The organism is Kitasatospora sp. NBC_00315 (genome assembly GCF_041435095.1).
In the GTDB taxonomy this organism is placed as follows: Bacteria; Actinomycetota; Actinomycetes; order Streptomycetales; family Streptomycetaceae; genus Kitasatospora.
This window is the reverse complement of record NZ_CP108025.1, coordinates 1,092,090-1,108,707: the sequence shown is the minus strand read 5'-3', so window position 1 is coordinate 1,108,707 and position 16,618 is coordinate 1,092,090. Positions and strand designations below refer to the sequence as shown.

At 73.0% G+C, this 16,618-nt stretch carries 13 protein-coding genes; 7 read left to right on the top strand and 6 right to left on the bottom strand.

Annotated elements, in window-relative coordinates:
• Positions 1 to 3: 3 nt before the first annotated feature.
• The gene (locus OG823_RS04690) at positions 4 to 1,560 is read right to left on the bottom strand and encodes an MFS transporter (protein WP_371477755.1); all 1,557 of its coding nucleotides are present in this window, start codon (positions 1,558 to 1,560) and stop codon (positions 4 to 6) included.
• 337 nt (positions 1,561 to 1,897) lie between these two features.
• Here OG823_RS04690 and tkt point away from each other — a divergent pair, with 337 nt between their 5' ends.
• Positions 1,898 to 4,027, top strand: coding sequence for a transketolase (tkt, locus tag OG823_RS04685; protein ID WP_371477754.1), 2,130 nt, complete (start codon positions 1,898 to 1,900; stop codon positions 4,025 to 4,027).
• Between the two features lie 408 nt (positions 4,028 to 4,435).
• Entirely contained in the window at positions 4,436 to 5,518 is a 1,083-nt protein-coding gene (locus tag OG823_RS04680; protein WP_371477752.1) for a glutamate--cysteine ligase, read from the top strand.
• A gap of 273 nt (positions 5,519 to 5,791) precedes the next feature.
• Here the strand turns inward: OG823_RS04680 and OG823_RS04675 are convergent, their stop codons facing one another.
• On the bottom strand, positions 5,792 to 6,622 hold the full coding sequence (locus tag OG823_RS04675) for a DUF4389 domain-containing protein (RefSeq protein ID WP_371477750.1): 831 nt from the start codon (positions 6,620 to 6,622) through the stop codon (positions 5,792 to 5,794).
• A 375-nt stretch (positions 6,623 to 6,997) separates the two neighbouring features.
• Between OG823_RS04675 and OG823_RS04670 the strand changes: the two genes are divergently transcribed.
• Positions 6,998 to 9,055 (top strand): glycosyl hydrolase family 28-related protein, encoded by a 2,058-nt coding sequence (locus tag OG823_RS04670; RefSeq protein ID WP_371477748.1) that lies wholly within the window; start codon positions 6,998 to 7,000, stop codon positions 9,053 to 9,055.
• Between the two features lie 178 nt (positions 9,056 to 9,233).
• Here the strand turns inward: OG823_RS04670 and OG823_RS04665 are convergent, their stop codons facing one another.
• Together OG823_RS04665 and OG823_RS04660 are read right to left on the bottom strand one after the other, a co-directional pair.
• Entirely contained in the window at positions 9,234 to 10,193 is a 960-nt protein-coding gene (locus tag OG823_RS04665; protein ID WP_371477746.1) for a M56 family metallopeptidase, read from the bottom strand.
• A 5-nt stretch (positions 10,194 to 10,198) separates the two neighbouring features.
• Entirely contained in the window at positions 10,199 to 10,603 is a 405-nt protein-coding gene (locus OG823_RS04660) for a BlaI/MecI/CopY family transcriptional regulator (protein ID WP_371477743.1), read from the bottom strand.
• Between the two features lie 216 nt (positions 10,604 to 10,819).
• Here OG823_RS04660 and OG823_RS04655 point away from each other — a divergent pair, with 216 nt between their 5' ends.
• Positions 10,820 to 11,395 (top strand): TerD family protein, encoded by a 576-nt coding sequence (locus OG823_RS04655; protein WP_371477742.1) that lies wholly within the window; start codon positions 10,820 to 10,822, stop codon positions 11,393 to 11,395.
• 221 nt (positions 11,396 to 11,616) lie between these two features.
• Positions 11,617 to 12,201 (top strand): TerD family protein, encoded by a 585-nt coding sequence (locus OG823_RS04650; RefSeq protein ID WP_371477740.1) that lies wholly within the window; start codon positions 11,617 to 11,619, stop codon positions 12,199 to 12,201.
• 75 nt (positions 12,202 to 12,276) lie between these two features.
• Here the strand turns inward: OG823_RS04650 and OG823_RS04645 are convergent, their stop codons facing one another.
• Positions 12,277 to 13,182 carry a helix-turn-helix domain-containing protein gene (locus tag OG823_RS04645; protein WP_371477739.1) on the bottom strand — a complete coding sequence of 302 codons (906 nt, stop codon included), beginning with the start codon at positions 13,180 to 13,182 and terminating at the stop codon, positions 12,277 to 12,279.
• Between the two features lie 158 nt (positions 13,183 to 13,340).
• On the opposite strand from OG823_RS04645, the gene OG823_RS04640 reads away from it, so the two are divergent.
• The gene (locus OG823_RS04640; RefSeq protein WP_371477737.1) at positions 13,341 to 14,123 is read left to right on the top strand and encodes an SDR family oxidoreductase; all 783 of its coding nucleotides are present in this window, start codon (positions 13,341 to 13,343) and stop codon (positions 14,121 to 14,123) included.
• 43 nt (positions 14,124 to 14,166) lie between these two features.
• Positions 14,167 to 14,397 (top strand): tautomerase family protein, encoded by a 231-nt coding sequence (locus tag OG823_RS04635; protein WP_371477736.1) that lies wholly within the window; start codon positions 14,167 to 14,169, stop codon positions 14,395 to 14,397.
• A gap of 443 nt (positions 14,398 to 14,840) precedes the next feature.
• Here OG823_RS04635 and OG823_RS04630 read toward each other — a convergent pair whose 3' ends face one another.
• The gene (locus OG823_RS04630; RefSeq protein ID WP_371477735.1) at positions 14,841 to 16,421 is read right to left on the bottom strand and encodes an RNA polymerase sigma factor; all 1,581 of its coding nucleotides are present in this window, start codon (positions 16,419 to 16,421) and stop codon (positions 14,841 to 14,843) included.
• Positions 16,422 to 16,618 lie beyond the last annotated feature (197 nt).

The following is a 16,618-nucleotide window of genomic DNA, read 5'->3' as shown; positions in this document are numbered from 1 at the left end:
CGGTCAGGAGGTCGAGGCCCGGGCCGGCCCGGTGCCGGCCCCGTCGGCGGTGAGCGGCGTGGCCAGCGACTCCAGGCTGCGCCGCTCGGCGCGTACCCCTATCGCCGCCTCCACCAGCCCGGCCGCGACCATCAGGGCCGCGCCGATGCAGAACGCCAACGTGGTGTCGCCCGGCTTGCCACTGCTCACCAGTCCGTTGAAGAGCAGCGGCCCGGTGATGCCGCCCAGCGCCGTGCCGAGCGCGTAGAAGAAGGCGATGCACAGCGCCCGGGTCTCCAGCGGGAAGATCTCGCTGACCGTGAGGTACGCGGAACTGGCACCGGCCGAGGCGAGGAACAGCACCGCCGTCCAGCAGGCCGTCATGGTGACCGCGCCGAGCACGCCCTGCTGGAAGAGCAGCGCCGTGCCGGCCAGCAGCACACCCGAGCCGACGTAGGTGCCGGCGATCATCGGCTTGCGGCCGACCGAGTCGAACAGGCCGCCCAGCAGCAGCGGGCCCATGAAGTTGCCGATCGCGATCACCGCGAAGTAGTAGCCGGTCTCCCCGGCCGGTACGTCGAAGAAGGTGGTCAGGATGGCGGCGTAGCCGAACGTGACGGAGTTGTAGAGGAACGACTGGCCGACGAAGAGCGCCAGCCCCAGCACCGTCCGCCGGGGGTAGTCCCGGAAGACCGTCCGCGCGATGGTCGCGAAGCCGATCGAGTGGCGCGGGCGGACGACCATCTCGCCCTCCGGCTCGGGCAGCGGTTCGCCGGTCTCCTGCTCGACCGTCCGCTCGATCCCGTCCACCAGGCGCTCGGCCTCCTCGGCCCGCCCGTGGGTGATCAGCCAGCGGGGGCTCTCCGGTACGTGCCGACGCACCAGCAGGATCACCAGGCCCAGCACCACACCGATCGCGAAGGCGAGCCGCCAGCCCAGGTCGGTCGCGAACAGGGCCGTGTTCAGCAGCGCGATCGACGCGAAGGCTCCCACCGCGGCGCCGATCCAGAAGCTGCCGTTGATCACCAGGTCGACCCGCCCGCGGACCCGCGCCGGGATGAGCTCGTCGACGGCGGAGTTGATCGCCGCGTACTCGCCGCCGATCCCGAAGCCGGTGAGGAAGCGGCAGAGGAAGAAGAACCACGCCGTCCAGGAGAACGCGGTCACGGCGGTGGCCGCCAGGTAGACCGCGAGGGTCACCATGAACAGCTTCTTGCGGCCGAACCGGTCGGTGAGCCGGCCGAAGACCAGCGCGCCGCAGCAGGCGCCGGCCACGTAGAGCGCGGCGGCCCAGGTGGTCACCTGCGCGGTGCTGATGTCCAGGCCGCTGCCCCGGGCCGAGAGCCGGCCGGCGATGTTGCCGACGATCGTCACCTCCAGCCCGTCCAGGATCCAGACGGTGCCGAGTCCGATCACCACCCGCCAGTGCCAGCGCGACCACGGCAGCCGGTCCAGCCGGGCGGGAACCCGGGTGCGTACCGCCGCTCCGTCCGCCGTGCCGTCCTTCGTGCCGTCCGCCGCGCCGCCCGGCCCGACGGGCCTGTCGGGCGCCGCCGCGCCCGCGTGTGCCGAGTTCTGCATGACCGCCTCCTCCCGGGCCCGGGCCGCCCCATCCGGGCCCGGTCGCCCCGCCGGTCCCGCTTGCCCCGGATCACCCCACCGACACCTGGGCGGTCCGCCCCGGCATGCGCCGCGAGGGCATGGGGGGCAGGCTCACATGGGCCGGACCGATCCGGGTAGGCGCCCGGCGACAGGGCCCTCGGGGCCGGCGGTCGCACGGACCGCCGTGCGACACCCGCCGGTCCAGCCCGCCGGCCGCACACCGGGAGGCGGGCGCTTCGAGGAAGCACCGGCCCGCGCCCGCCTAGGTGTTCACCCGTTCGGGTGGTCACCCGCACCGTCGAGGAGGAGCCGTTCCATGACAGCCCCCGTCCGTCACATCTCGCTGGCCCCGCCGCTGGCCGAACTCGCCGGGTGGACCGAGACCGACGTCCGCGCGGTCGACACCGCCCGGCTGCTGGCGGCCGACGCCGTCCAGAAGACCGGCAACGGCCACCCGGGCACCGCCATGAGCCTGGCGCCGCTGGCCCACCTGCTGTTCCAGAACGTCCTTCGGCACGACCCCGCCGACGACCAGTGGCTCGGCCGCGACCGCTTCGTGCTCTCCTGCGGTCACACCAGCCTGACGCTGTACACCCAGCTGTACCTGACCGGCTACGGCCTGGAGCTCGCCGATCTGCAGGCGCTGCGCACCTGGGGTTCGGCCACTCCCGGCCACCCCGAGTACCGGCACACCCGGGGTGTGGAGATCACCACCGGTCCGCTCGGCCAGGGGCTCGCCGCCGCGGTGGGGATGGCCATGGCGGCCCGTCGCGAGCGCGGACTGCTGGATCCGCAGGCTCCGGTCGGGCAGAGCCCGTTCGACCACCACGTCTACGTGCTGGCCTCGGACGGCGACATCATGGAGGGCGTCAGCTCGGAGGCGAGTTCGCTCGCCGGGCACCAGCGGCTCGGCAACCTGGTGCTCGTCTACGACCAGAACCACATCTCGATCGAGGACGACACCGACGTCTCCTTCAGCGAGGACGTGGCGGCCCGCTACCGTGCGTACGGCTGGCACGTGCAGAGCGTCGACTGGACGGGCACCGGCCGCTACGTCGAGGACGTCGACGCGGTGCTGGGCGCGCTGGACGCCGCCCGTGAGGAGACCGACCGTCCGTCCCTGATCGTCCTGCGGACGGTGATCGGCTGGCCCGCCCCCAACCTGAGCGACACCGGCAAGGCGCACGGCGCCGCGCTGGGCGAGGAGGAGATCGCCGAGACCAAGCGGCTGCTGGGCTTCGATCCCGCCGCCCACTTCACGGTGGAGCCGCAGGTGCTCGCGCACACCCGCCGGGCCCGCGAGCGGGGCCGCGAACTGCACGAGAGCTGGCAGCCGCGCTACGAGCGTTGGCGCGCGGACCACCCGGACGGCGCAGCCCTGCTCGACCGGCTCCGCGAGCAAAGGCTGCCCGAGGGGTGGCAGGACGCGCTGCCGCGGTTCCCGGCCGATCCCAAGGGCATGGCCACCCGTGAGGCGTCGGGCAAGGTGCTCAGCGCACTCGCGCCCGTCCTGCCCGAACTGTGGGGCGGCTCCGCCGACCTGGCCGGCAGCAACAACACGACCATGGACGGCGAGCCCTCCTTCCTGCCCGAGGACCGGCAGACCTCGATGTGGAAGGGCGGGCCGTACGGCCGGACCCTGCACTTCGGGATCCGCGAGCACGCGATGGGCGCGACCCTCAACGGCATCGCGCTGCAGAGCCTCACCCGCCCGTACGGCGGCACCTTCCTCACGTTCAGCGACTACATGCGCCCGGCCGTGCGGCTCGCGGCCCTGATGAAGCTGCCCGCCGTGTACGTCTGGACCCACGACTCGATCGGTCTGGGCGAGGACGGTCCGACCCATCAGCCCGTCGAGCACCTCGCGGCTCTGCGGGCCATCCCCGGACTGGACGTGGTGCGACCCGCCGACGCCAACGAGACGGTGGTCTGCTGGCGCACCGTCCTGGAGCACACCGACCGCCCGGCCGGCCTGGTGCTGACCCGTCAGAAGGTGCCCGTCCTGGAGCGCGGCGAACGGGCCTGCGCGCCGGCCGAGGGTGCGGCCCGGGGCGGTTACGTGCTGGCCGAGCCCGCCGGGGGAGCGGCGCCCGAGGTACTGCTGCTGGCCACCGGCTCCGAGGTGTCGATCGCGCTGGAGGCGGCCGAACAACTGGCCGCCGAGGGCGTCGCGGCGCGGGTGGTGTCGCTGCCCTGTCTGGAGTGGTTCGCCGCGCAGCCCCGGGCGTACCGCGAGGAGGTGCTGCCGCCGCAGGTCCGGGCCCGGGTCAGCGTGGAGGCGGCGGTCGGGCTGGGCTGGCGCGAGCTGGTGGGCGACGCCGGCCGGATCGTCGCTCTGGAGCACTACGGCGCCTCCGCCGACCAGGAGCGGCTGTACCAGGAGTTCGGCATCACGGCCGAGGCGGTGGCGCTGGCCGCGAAGGAGAGCCTCGCCGCCACCCGCTGACCGGCCCCGGCCACCGAGAAGCAGACCGGCCACCGAGAAGCAGACCGGCCACCGAGAGGGAGACCGGCCACCGAGAGGGAGACCGAATGACCGTCGAGAGGGAGACCGCATGACGCGCCCGCCCGATCCCGTCCCGCCCAACCCGACGCCCGCGCCCGGTCCGGGGCCCGGCCCGGGGCCCGGACCGCTGCCGGGGCCCGCCCCCGCGCCGGGAGGCCCCGACCCGGTGCCGCCGACGCCGCCCGGTCCGCCCGGGCCCGACCCCTGGCCGGACCCGGTGCCGCCGCCCGTGCCCGGCCCCGGACCGGGACCGCTGCCGGGGCCCGGGCCCGCTCCGGCGCCGGTCACCTAGCTCCTGCACCCCCGGCGGCCGGGGTTGGACCCGGCCGCCGGGGGTAGCCGCGCACCATGCTGACCTTCGGAGTCGAGGAAGAGTACCTGCTGATCGATCCGGTGAGCGGGGTGCCGGTGCCACGGGCGGCGGAGGTGCTGGCCGCCGCGGATCTGCTGTCGGCCCTGCGGCCGGAGGAGGCCCAGCACGAGCTGCTGCAGGTCCAGGTCGAGGTGGCCACGCCGGTCTGCGAGCACCTGGCCGAGGGCGCCGCCCACCTGGAGCGCCTGCGCGGCGCCGTCGACGAGGCCGCCCGGTCGGTGGGCTGCAGGATCGCGGCGGTCGGCGCCGCGCCGTTCACCGGTCTCACCCCCGTCCCGGTCACCGACCGGGCGCGTTACCGCTCGGCGCGGGCCGAGGCGCCGCAGCTGGTCGACGACCTGATGCTGAACGGTATGCACGTGCATGTCGGCGTGCCGGACCGCGAGCAGGGCGTCGCCGCCCTGAACCGGATCCGCCCCTGGCTGCCGGTGCTGGTCGCGATGACCGTCAACTCCCCCTTCTGGGGCGGGCGGGAGACCGGCTTCGCCGGCTGGCGGACGATCCACTTCGACCGCTGGCCGGCCAGCGGTCAGCCACCGGTCTTCGCCGACGCGGCCGACTACGAGCGGCGGGTGACGGCCCTGGAGGAGGCCGGCCTGATCCGCGACCGGGCCGGCCTCTACTGGCACGCCCGGCTCTCCGAGCGCTACCCGACCATCGAAGTCCGCGCCGCCGACGTCCAACTCACCGTCGAAGAAGCAGAGTTGTTCGCTGCTCTGACCCGGGCCGCGGTGGCGTCCGCACTGGCGGAGGAGCGTCGGGGCGCACCGCTGCCCCGCGTCCAGGAGGAGATGCTGCGGGCGGCCACCTGGCAGGCCGCGCACAACGGGCTGGGCGGCGATCTGGTGTCACCGGTGGACGGCCGGGCCCGGCCGGCCGACGCCGTGGTCGAGGAGTTCCTGGCGTACGCGGCGCCCGGCCTCGCGGACACCGGCGACGGCGCCCGGGTCGAGGTGCTGCTCAAGGACCACCGGGCGGCGGGGACGGGCGCGCAGCGTCAGCGCCGGGCGTGGCAGGAGGGTGGCCGGGCCGGGCTGCTCGGCCTGCTGCTGGCCTGACCGCTGCCGACCGGTCCGACCCACCCGCGGGGTGAGCGGCCGGCGGTGAGCGACCGGGCCGTCGCCGCCCCCGGCCCGGCGCCGCGAGAACAAATCCGTTCGCGGCCGGTTTGGCCGGCCGAGAACGGGTCAGACGTCTCATCGACGGTCTGGCACTCCCCCCCCGACAGGCCGTCGTCGGAGCAGCCCCGGGCCATTCCCCCCCCGCCCGGGGCTGCCCGCCCACCCGGCGCCTCCCGCCGACGGCCACGTGCCGGACCTGGCCGCCGGGCGTCAGCGCCGGGCGGGTCCCGGTCCAGGTGCGAGCGGCCCGGTGGCCCGGGCCGTGTCGTCGTCGTCCGAGGTGAACGCCGACGTCAACGAGGAGGTGGTCGAGGCGAGCAGCCCGAGCAGGATGAAGGCCACCAGAAGCCCGCGCCCCGCGCCGCTGAGCACCAGCGGCCTGGTCGCCGACGCGGCGCCCGCGCCACCGACCGTGCCCGGGGCACCCGTCGTGGCGGCGCCCGGAACCGCGGTGCCGAGCAGGACGCTCTCGTCGTCGCCGAAGAGCCCCTTCGGGTAGGCGGAGGAGAGCATCAGCAGGTACGCCTGGAAGCGCATCCGGTAGCGCACGATCGCCGCCGTCGCCTCGAACAGCGGCCGGGGCATCCGGCCCAGCACCAGCACCACCAGCCAGCTGATGAACGAGACGGACCACCACCCGGTGACCAGCACACCCTGGATGATCATCGCGGGGACGGCCAGGATCAGCCGGAAGAACACCGCCGCCCGGTTCAGCGGGCCCGGCTTCAGTCCGATCCGGGCCGGGTACTGCGGGGTGTCGAAGCCGAAGGGCGGATAGCGGTCGAGCGTCAGCATCGCGTACGCGCTCACCCGGGTGTCGTATCCGAGGTAGCCCGCCAGGTACGTCGCGGCGAAGTCCGGCAGCCGTCCGAGGACCAGCGCACCGAACCAGCCGATCACGGCCACGAAGAAGGCCACCACCGACAGCACCCAGACCACGACGAACTGCGGGATCAGCAGCAGCAGTCGCAACAGGACGGTCAGGCGGTTCTGCTGATCCGGCTCGAGGATGTCCAGCGTCGGCAGGAACTCGGCGGACATCGGTGAAGCGGCTGTGCGGGCGTCCCACATCCGGGCCTCCAGGTGTCAGAACCAGGGCGGAAGCGGCGCAGCCGCGTGCTCCGAAGATCGCAGCCACCCGCCGTGCCCGCCCGCCGGGTGGCCTGAGTGGGCGACCTCGGCGCCTTGTCCGCCCTCGGCGCGGAGCCTCGTCCCGGGGCCCTCTCTGCAATCCGCCCGAAGTGATTACGCAAGAAACGTAATCTGAAGCGTAGCAAGCTGGCAGGCGAGCGAAAATATTTGGCAGAGATCTTGTGGAGTGGGATGCGGGAGCCCTACTGTCGGCTGACCCTCATGGCGTTCGCGGCGCCGCAGCGTGTTCAGGCGCCCGCCCTCCCGACAGAAACGAGCATTGCGATGTCACGGAGCATCACCGGAGCCGAAGCGGGCTCCAGCAGGGCACGGCGGAGAACCGCGGCCGCGGTGGCGACCGTCACCGCGGCCACCCTCGGTCTCGGCCTCCCGCTCGCGGGCACGGCCCTGGCCGCGGCCCCGAGCACCGGCCGGGCCCCGGTCGTGACGCGTGCCGCCCTCGATCCCTCGCTCGTCGCGGGCCGGGGCGCCGCGGTCGACTTCGCCGAGCAGGAGGCGGAGAACGCCGCCACCGACGGCACCGTGCTCGGCCCGGACCGCACCGCCTACACCGTCGCCGCGGAGGCGTCCGGCCGCCAGGCGGTCACCCTGAAGCCCGGTCAGTACGTCGAGTTCACCCTCCCGGCCGCCGCCAACGCGATCAACGTGCGCTACAGCGTCCCGGACGCGCCGTCCGGCGGCGGCACCACCGCACCGCTCGACGTCACGGTGAACGGCAAGGGCCGCACCACCATGAACCTGACGTCCAAGTACGCCTGGCTGTACAACCAGTACCCCTTCTCGAACGACCCGCAGGCCGGCGTGATGCACACGGACTGGTGGATCACCGAGTGCGGCTGCGTGCCGGCCGCCACCACGCCCGCCCCGGTCGTCGACACGCCGTTCCGGCCGAACCACGCCTTCGACGAGCAGCGTCTGCTCCTCGGGCGGACCTACCGCGCGGGCGACAAGGTCCGGCTCGCCGTGCCGGCCGGCAGCGCCACCGTCACGGTCGACCTGCTCGACTCGCAGCTCGTCGGCCTGCCGCACGTCGACCTGCTCGCGGCGAACGTGCTGGCGTTCGGCGCGGACCCGTCCGGCAGGCACGACTCCGCGGACGCGATCGACCGGGCGATCGCCTTCGCCAAGAAGAGCCACCTCAAGGTCTACATCCCGCCGGGCACCTACCAGGTGAACCGTCACATCCTCGTCGACGACGTGACGATCGAGGGGGCGGGCAGCTGGTACACGGTCATCAAGGGCCACCAGGTCGATCTCGCCACCCCGGCCCCGGACGGCTCGGTGCACACCGGCGTCGGCTTCTACGGCAAGGACGCGTCGGCGGGCGGCAGCCGCAACGTGCACCTGTCCGGCTTCGCGATCGAGGGCGACGTCCGGGAGCGGGTCGACACCGACCAGGTGAACGGCATCGGCGGCTCGCTGAGCGACTCGACCATCGAGGGCCTCTACATCCACCACACCAAGGTGGGCATGTGGTTCGACGGGCCGATGAGCAACCTGCGGATCACCGGCAACGTCATCGCCGACCAGATCGCCGACGGCATCAACTTCCACACCGGCGTCACCGACTCGCTGGTGTCGAACAACTTCGTCCGCAACACCGGTGACGACGGCCTCGCGATGTGGTCCGAGAAGACCGAGGACGCCCGCAACACCTTCGACCACAACACCGTCCAGACGCCGGTGCTCGCCAACGGCATCGCGATCTACGGCGGTACCGACAACACCGTCTCGAACAACCTGATCGCCGACCCGATCCGGGAGGGCAGCGCGATCCAGGTCGGCTCCCGCTTCGGCGCCGAGGCGTTCACCGGCCACCTCTGGATCACGGACAACACCACCGTCCGCTCCGGGACCAAGGAGCTGAACTGGAACATCGGCCTCGGGGCCATCTGGTTCTACGCGCTGGAGAAGAACATCGACGCTGACATCCAGGTCACCGGCGACAACTTCCTGGACAACACGTACAACGCGATCATGCTGGTCGCCGACTGGCCGGTGAAGGACCTCTACTCGGTCGACAACCTGCACTTCAAGGACATCAAGGTGGATGGCGCCGGTACCTCGGTGCTGAGCGCCCGCGCGGCCGGCTCGGCGACCTTCGAGAACGTGGACGCGCGCAACGTGGGCGCGGTCGGCGTGAACAACTGCGGGACGTTCCACTTCACCGGCGCCGGTTCGGAGTTCTCGCTGAAGGACCTCGGCGGCAACGACGGCGGCGGCACCACCGGTGCCTGGCTCGCCCCGTGGGAGCTGCCGAACACCATCACCTGCGACGACCACCCGCCGCTCGTCGCACCGCCGGCGCCGTCCGCCTGGTGACGTTCGCCCGGTGACGTTCGCCCGGTGACGTTCGCCCGGTGACGCGTGCTTGGTGACGGCTGTGCGGTGGCGGGCTCCCCGAGACGCCCCGCCGGTGGCAGTCACCTGGAACGCGTCACCGGGCCGCGGTGAGCACCGGTCGGCCGGTGCCCCGGTCGCGGGGGCACGGCCGACCGGTTCAGAGCGGTGTGGCCGCCTTCAGGACGAGCAGCAGGGCGACCGCCGCGTTCAGCGCGGACAGCGCCGAGGCGGCCGTCCCCGCCGCCGCGACCATGGCGGCCAGTCCGGCCGGGCTGTGCGCGGGCGGCCAGACGCCGGCCGCCGGGACGGGGCCGAGCAGGGCGGCGACCCGGCGCGGGACCGGGCCGGGCGCGGCGAACGCGGCCAGTCCGGCCGGGGCCGCCGGGCCGGGCCGGCCGCTCCGGTGCGAGAGCAGAGCGGCGTTCGCCACCGCCCGGGCGGTCAGCCGGCGATCGCCGACCGCCTGCGCGGCCTCCTCGTCGGCCCACCGCTCGGTGCTGTAGGCCGCCGCCCGCCGCAACGGCCGCAGGAACGGGTTGACGCGGCCGGCGAGCTGGGTGGCGAACAGGATCCGGTGGTGCCGGTGCGCCAGGTGGGCCCGCTCGTGGGCGACCAGGGCGCGGCACTCGTCGTCGGCCAGCCCGGCCAGCATCGCGGTGGAGACCACGATCCGTCCGCACCGCCCGGACCGCCCCGGCAGCGCATAGGCGTACGGAGCCTCGTCCGGGAGGACGGCGATGTCGCGCCCGGGCGGCACGGCGGCGAGGGCTTGCCGGGCGCGGGACCTGACCCGCAGATGGCGTCCGACGGTGACGGCGCAGGCCACGGCGATCACCCCGAGCAGGGCGATCGCGGTGAAGCCGACGATCTCGTGGAACGGCACCACGTCGCGCACGGCGGGATTCGACCAGCTGTCCGGCAGCGGGTTGCCGGGGATCTGCGCGGTGCCGATCACGCCGAGCAGTCCCAGGCAGAGCGTGCTGCAGACGGCCATGACGGCGCCGATGCCGGTCAGCAGGCGGGCGGCGCTGCGCGGGTGCAGGTGCAGTTCGGCCAGCCGGGCGATCGGCAGGGCCGTCAGCGGCAGGACGAGCGGGAGGAACACGAAGACGCCCACCCCGGTCAGCTCCCGTCGTCGGCGGCGCTGTCCAGCAGGGCTCTCAGCAGTTCCTCGTCGTCGGGCAGCAGGGTGCTCACGAAGCTGGCCAGCACGGCGTCGCGGTCCCGCTCGCCGTCCAGCATCCGGCGCATCCGCAGGGCGGCGAGACCGGCGGTGTCGGAGGCGGCCCGCCAGACGTAGGAGCGGCCCGCGCGGGTCCGGGAGACGGCCTTCTTGGCGTGCAGCCGGGACAGGATCGTCATCACCGTGGTGTACGCCAGGCCGTCGCCCAGGTGCTGCTGGACCCAGACCGCGGTGGCCGGGCCGGGAGCGGCCTGCAGGGCTGCCAGCACCTGGGCCTCCAACTCGCCCTGGCCGCGCCTGCGGACGCGCGAGTACGCGGCGGGGGTCTCCCGTTCGGTGCCCATGGCGGCCTCTTTCTCCGGTTGCGCCCGCCCGCGCTGCCGGGAGAGCACCGGCCATCCTACCGAGCGGTTCGGCGGGGCCCGGGCGTCGCGGGGGAGGGGCACCGATGACGGGCGGACAGATTCTCGATCGCTCTACAGTGTTGTAGATTTATGATCCCCGTACCGATAGAGAGCCGGGCGTTCCGGGCCCGGCGCGGGGAGTCCCCAGGAGGGCACATGGGAGTCTCGCTGGCCAAGGGTGGCAACGTCTCGCTGACGAAGGAGGCGCCGGGCCTCACCGCGGTCATCGTCGGCCTGGGCTGGGACGTCCGCTCCACCACGGGTGCCGACTTCGACCTCGACGCCAGCGCGCTGCTGTGCAACGAGGCCGGCCGGGTCGTCTCCGACCAGCACTTCGTGTTCTTCAACAACCTTCGCAGCCCCGAGGGTTCGGTCGAGCACAGCGGCGACAACCTCACCGGCGGCGGGGACGGTGACGACGAGCAGATCAAGGTCGACCTGGCCGCCGTCCCGGCGGGCGTCGCCAAGGTGGTCTTCCCGGTCTCCATCTACGACGCCGACGCCCGGCTGCAGAACTTCGGCCAGGTGCGCAACGCCTTCATCCGGATCGTCAACCAGGCCAACGGGGCCGAGGTCGCCCGCTACGACCTGACCGAGGACGCCTCCTCCGAGACCGCGATGGTCTTCGGCGAGCTGTACCGCTACGGCACCGACTGGAAGTTCCGTGCCATCGGCCAGGGTTACGCCTCCGGCCTGCGGGGCATCGCCTCCGACTACGGGGTCAACGTCTGATCGCCGGTGGACGCCGTCGTCCGCCGGACGGGCGGCGGCGGGCGTCCGGCAGGCGGTGGTGGGCGGCTCGTCAGGAGCCGCCGGCCCGCCGCGCCGCCGCACCGTCGTGACCCGTCGCCGCACGCGGAGCCGGTCCCACCGGCCGGTCCGGGTGCGGCGCGCGGGCTGAGAGGCAGGCGCCGGCGGGCAACCGCCGGCCGACAGGCAGGAGAGCGGGACGCATGACGGTCAACCTCGGCAAGGGACAGAAGATCAGCCTGGAGAAGGCCGGGGGCGGAGCGCTGAGCCTGGTGCGGATGGGCCTGGGCTGGAAGGCGTCCCCCCGCAAGGGCTTCCTGGCCAAGTTGATCCCGGCCAGGGAGATCGACCTGGACGCGTCCGCCGTGCTCTTCGCCGGTACCAAGCCGGTCGAGGTGGTCTACTTCCAGAAGCTCACCAGCTCGGACGGCTCGGTGCGGCACAGCGGCGACAACCTCACCGGCGGCGCCGGCGAGGGCGCCGACGACGAGTCCATCGTGGTGGATCTGCAGCGCGTGCCCACCCAGGTGGAGCAGATCGTCTTCACCGTGAACTCGTTCACCGGACAGACCTTCCAGGAGGTGCAGAACGCCTTCTGCCGGCTCGTGGACGAGACCACCGGCGCCGAGCTGGCCCGCTACACGCTCACCGGCGGCGGCCCGTACACGGCCCAGATCATGGCCAAGGTGCACCGCTCCGGCACCGGTTGGCAGCTGACCGCGATCGGCGAGCCGGCCGCGGGCCGGACCTTCAAGGAACTGCTGCCCGAGATCGCCAGGCACCTCTGACCCGGCCGGGCACCAGTTCTGGGGGGCCGTCACCGCCGTGTCCGGGCGGCCCCTCGGCGTCCTCGGCGGCGCGGGTCAGCGCTGTGATCGGGATTGGGCCGCAGGCGACCCGTCCGGCGCCGTGCCCCCGGGGACGCTCAGGTCCTGGGTGCCCAGGACGGACAGCAGTTCCAGCTGCTCGGCTCCCGGGCTGCCGGGCGGCGCGGTGAACCACAGCAGGCGCTGGCGTCCGTCCTCGCTGAGCAGGTTGTGACAGTCGAGTTCGACGACGCCGAGCGTGGGGTGGACGATCTTCTTGTGGTCCATGCGGCGCACCGCGACGTCATGGGTGTCCCAGAGAGCCGCGAACTCCTGGCTGCGGCGGCGCAGCATGGCGACCATCTTCGCGACCTCCGCGTCCCGGCCGCGCCGGGCAGCCGCTGCCTGGAGGTCGGCCACGAACACCCGGGAGTGGCGCGGGTGGTCCTCGGGCGGGTAGATCTCGCGCGCCTGCGGGTCGGTGAACCAGCGGTACACGAAGCTCGCCGTCGGGCCGCGGTGCGCCGGGGACCTGCCGAGCAGGCTCAGAGCGAGGTTGTTCTCCACCAGGGTCTCGTGCAGGTCGGTGATGACCCGCGCGGGGGTGGTGGACAACCGGTCCAACAGTCCGAGAAGCGCGGGCTGCACGTGTGCCGACGGTCCGTGTGCCGACGGCGGGATCGGCCGTTCGGCCAGGTGGAACAGGTGGTCGCGCTCGTCGCCGTTCAGTCGCAGGGCTCGGGCGAGGGCGGCCAGGGTCTGGGCCGAGGGTTGCACGCCGTGTTCTGCGCTGCCGCGTTCCAACTCGGTGTAGTAGTCGGCCGACAGCCCGGCCAGCTGGGCGACTTCCTCACGGCGCAGCCCGGGGACGCGCCGGCGCGGGCCGTGGGGCAGACCGACCTCGGTGGGGCGGATGCGGTCGCGGCGAGTTCTGAGGAAGGCGCCGAGTTCTGGGAGGTTCACCCCTCCATGGTCGCTCGCGCGCCGAACCGGAGCCAGGGGTCGGCATCCCCCGGGTGGACGCAGCCCTGGCTACGGCCGGGGGATCGGCCGATCGTGGAGGACACAGCAGGACGACGGCGAGACCGCGGCCTGATCCGCATCCAGCACAGGAGTCAGCCATGCCCGTCCCCACGTCCCTCGACGAAACCGCCGCCGCCGCCCGGCCCGCCGCCGCCCCCCGGGTCGCGATCGTCACCGGCGGCTCGCGCGGCATCGGCCGCCGGACGGTCGCCCGGCTGGCCGCCGACGGGTACGCCCTCGTGGTCGGCTACGCCGGCAACCAGGCCGAGGCCGAGGCCGCCGTGGAGGAGGCCGTCGCCGGCGGCGCCCGGGCGGTCGCGGTGCGCGCCGACGTCGCCGACGAACACGCGGTCGCGGCCCTGTTCGACGTGGCCGAAGCAGAGTTCGGCGGCGTCGACGTCGTCGTGCACGCGGCCGGGCGGATGCACACGGCGCCGATCGCCGAGCTGGACCTGGCCGTCCTGGACGACCTGCACCGCACCAACATCCGCGGCACGTTCGTCGTCGTCCAGCAGGCCGCCCGCCGGGTGCGCCCCGGCGGTGCGATCGTGACGTTCTCCACGTCCGCGGTGGGGCTGGCCCTCCCGAACTACGGCGCGTACTGCGCAGGCAAGGGCGCGGTCGAGGCGCTGACGCTGATCCTGGCCCGGGAGCTGCGGGGCCGGGACGTCACCGCCAACGCCGTCGCGCCCGGCCCCACGGCCACCGACCTGTTCCTGGACGGCAAGGACGAGGAGACCGTCGCCCGCCTGGCCGCCCAGCCCCCGCTGGAGCGACTCGGCACCCCGGCCGACATCGCCGAGGTCGTCGCGTTCCTGGCCTCCCCGGCCGGCCACTGGATCAACGGACAGGTCGTCCGGGCCAACGGCGGAATCGTCTGAACCGCCCGCAGCCCACCCATCGATCGACGAAGAAGGACCAGCCATGCCTTTCGCGAACTTCAAGGTCCCCGAGAAGACCCTCACCCCGAAGCAGAAGGAGGAGATCGTCACCCGCACCACCGAGCTGTACGTCGAGATCTACGGCGAGCGCGCCCGCGCCACCACCATGGTTCTGGTCGAGGAGGTCGCCGACGGCGGCTGGGGGATCGGCGGCAACGTGCTGACCCTCGCCGTGCTCGGTGAGGCGGCACCGGGCGACAGCGGCGACGCCTGACCCCACCGGCCGCCGTTCGGCCGGGACGGCGCCCGGACGCCGAGGGCCGCCGCCCTCCGCGCCCGGCGACTCCCGGCCCGGGCGCGGAGCACACCCGGAAGCCGAGCGGGCCGCCGTCGACCGCCGGTGTCGGGAGCACCCCCCCGCGACCTGGTAATGTTCTGTTCGTCGAGAGAGCGATCTCTTGGACATGCGTCGGAGGTGCTGGTGGAGCACGCCCTACTTTCAGTAGGGAGAGTCCGTTCAAATCGGGCCCGGCGCTCCAATCTTTTCCGGGCCCGGTCCGGTCCGCCCCACGGCGGATCGGCCGGGCCCGTGGCTTTTACCCGTGCGCCGCCCCGGGCCGTCCCGGTCACCCGGCCCGGAGGGACGGCGACGGGGGCACGAGAAGGCCCCCCGCCCGCGGCATCCGCGGACAGGGGGCGCGTTCTCCCGGGCCGGACTCAGTCCAGGTAGTCGCGCAGGACCTGCGAGCGCGAGGGGTGGCGCAGCTTGGACATCGTCTTGGACTCGATCTGGCGGATCCGCTCACGGGTGACCCCGTAGACCTTGCCGATCTCGTCCAGCGTCTTCGGCTGGCCGTCGGTCAGGCCGAAGCGCATCGAGACCACGCCGGCCTCGCGCTCGGCCAGCGTCTCCAGGACGGCCCGCAGCTGCTCCTGGAGCAGGGTGAAGCTGACCGCGTCCGCGGGCTTGACGGCCTCGGTGTCCTCGATGAGGTCACCGAACTCGCTGTCGCCCTCGTCGCCGAGCGGGGTGTGCAGCGAGATCGGCTCACGCCCGTAGCGCTGCACCTCGACCACCCGCTCCGGGGTGAGGTCGAGCTCCTTGCCCAGCTCCTCCGGAGTGGGCTCGCGGCCCAGCGACTGGAGCATCTGGCGCTGCAGCCGGGCCAGCTTGTTGATGACCTCGACCATGTGCACCGGGATACGGATGGTGCGCGACTGGTCGGCCATCGCCCGGGTGATCGCCTGGCGGATCCACCAGGTGGCGTAGGTGGAGAACTTGAAACCCTTGGTGTAGTCGAACTTCTCGACCGCGCGGACCAGACCGAGGTTGCCCTCCTGGATGAGGTCCAGGAAGAGCATGCCGCGACCGGTGTAGCGCTTGGCGACCGAGACCACCAGGCGGAGGTTGGCCTCCAGCAGGTGGTCCTTGGCGCGGCGGCCGTCCTCGGCGATGAGCTCCAGCTCGCGCCGGAACACCGGGGTGAGCTCCTCACCGGAGGCGAGCTTCTCCATCGCGAAGAGGCCGGCCTCGATCCGCTTGGCGAGCGAGACCTCCTGCTCGGCGTTGAGCAGCGAGACCTTGCCGATCTGCTTGAGGTAGTCCTTCACCGCGTCGGCGCTGGCGCCGGGCGTGGTGACCTGCTGCTTGGGGGCGTCGTCCTCGTCGTCGTCCGAGAGGGTGAAGCTCCCGATACCGGGGGTACCCGGCTCCTGGCCGGGCTCGGCCGCCGCGCTCTCGTCGAAGATGTCGTCCTCGCCGGCCGGCTCGGCGCCGGTGTCCTCGGAGTCGGTCTTCGCGGTGCTCTTCGCGGCGGTCTTCTTGGCCGCGGCAGCCGTCGTGGTCTTCTTCGCGGGCGCCGCCTTCTTCACCGCGGCGGCCTTCTTCGCGGGTGCGGCCTTCTTCGCCACGGCGGCCTTCTTGACCGGTGCGGCCGCGTCGGAGGGCGCCTCGGCGGCCTCCTCCGCGCCCTCCGCCGGGGCCGCTGTGATCTTCTTGACAGGGGTAGCGCGCGTGGCTACGGTTTTCTTGACAGATCGCCGGTTCGAGTCCCCAGCAGCCGGTTTCGGCTCCTGAGCGGGCCGGACCGCCAGGGTCATCCCCTCCTCGTCGAGCACCTGGTTCAGGCTGCGGAGGACGACCTTCCACTGGGTGGTCGGAATGTTGTCGGCCTCGAATGCCTGGCGCACCTCATCACCGGTGATGTGTCCTGTGATCCGGCCGCGCTCGATGAGTGCCATCAAGGACGCGGATTCGGCGATCCGATGCGGAAGCGTGCGGGACGGGCTGGGCGACACGAGTGGCCTCTCGGTGCAGTGGGCATGATACGGCTCCGCCGCGCACGGGGAGTGTGACGGATCAGGGATCCTCCACGCGGCAAGCACCGTTCGACTAATCGTTCCCAAGGCCGAAGACGTTACGCATCGTCGGAGTGACTCGGATCACTCCAATGCCGCAGTGGGCGCGACCGCCACCGCCGCCGTCGTCGGAGCGG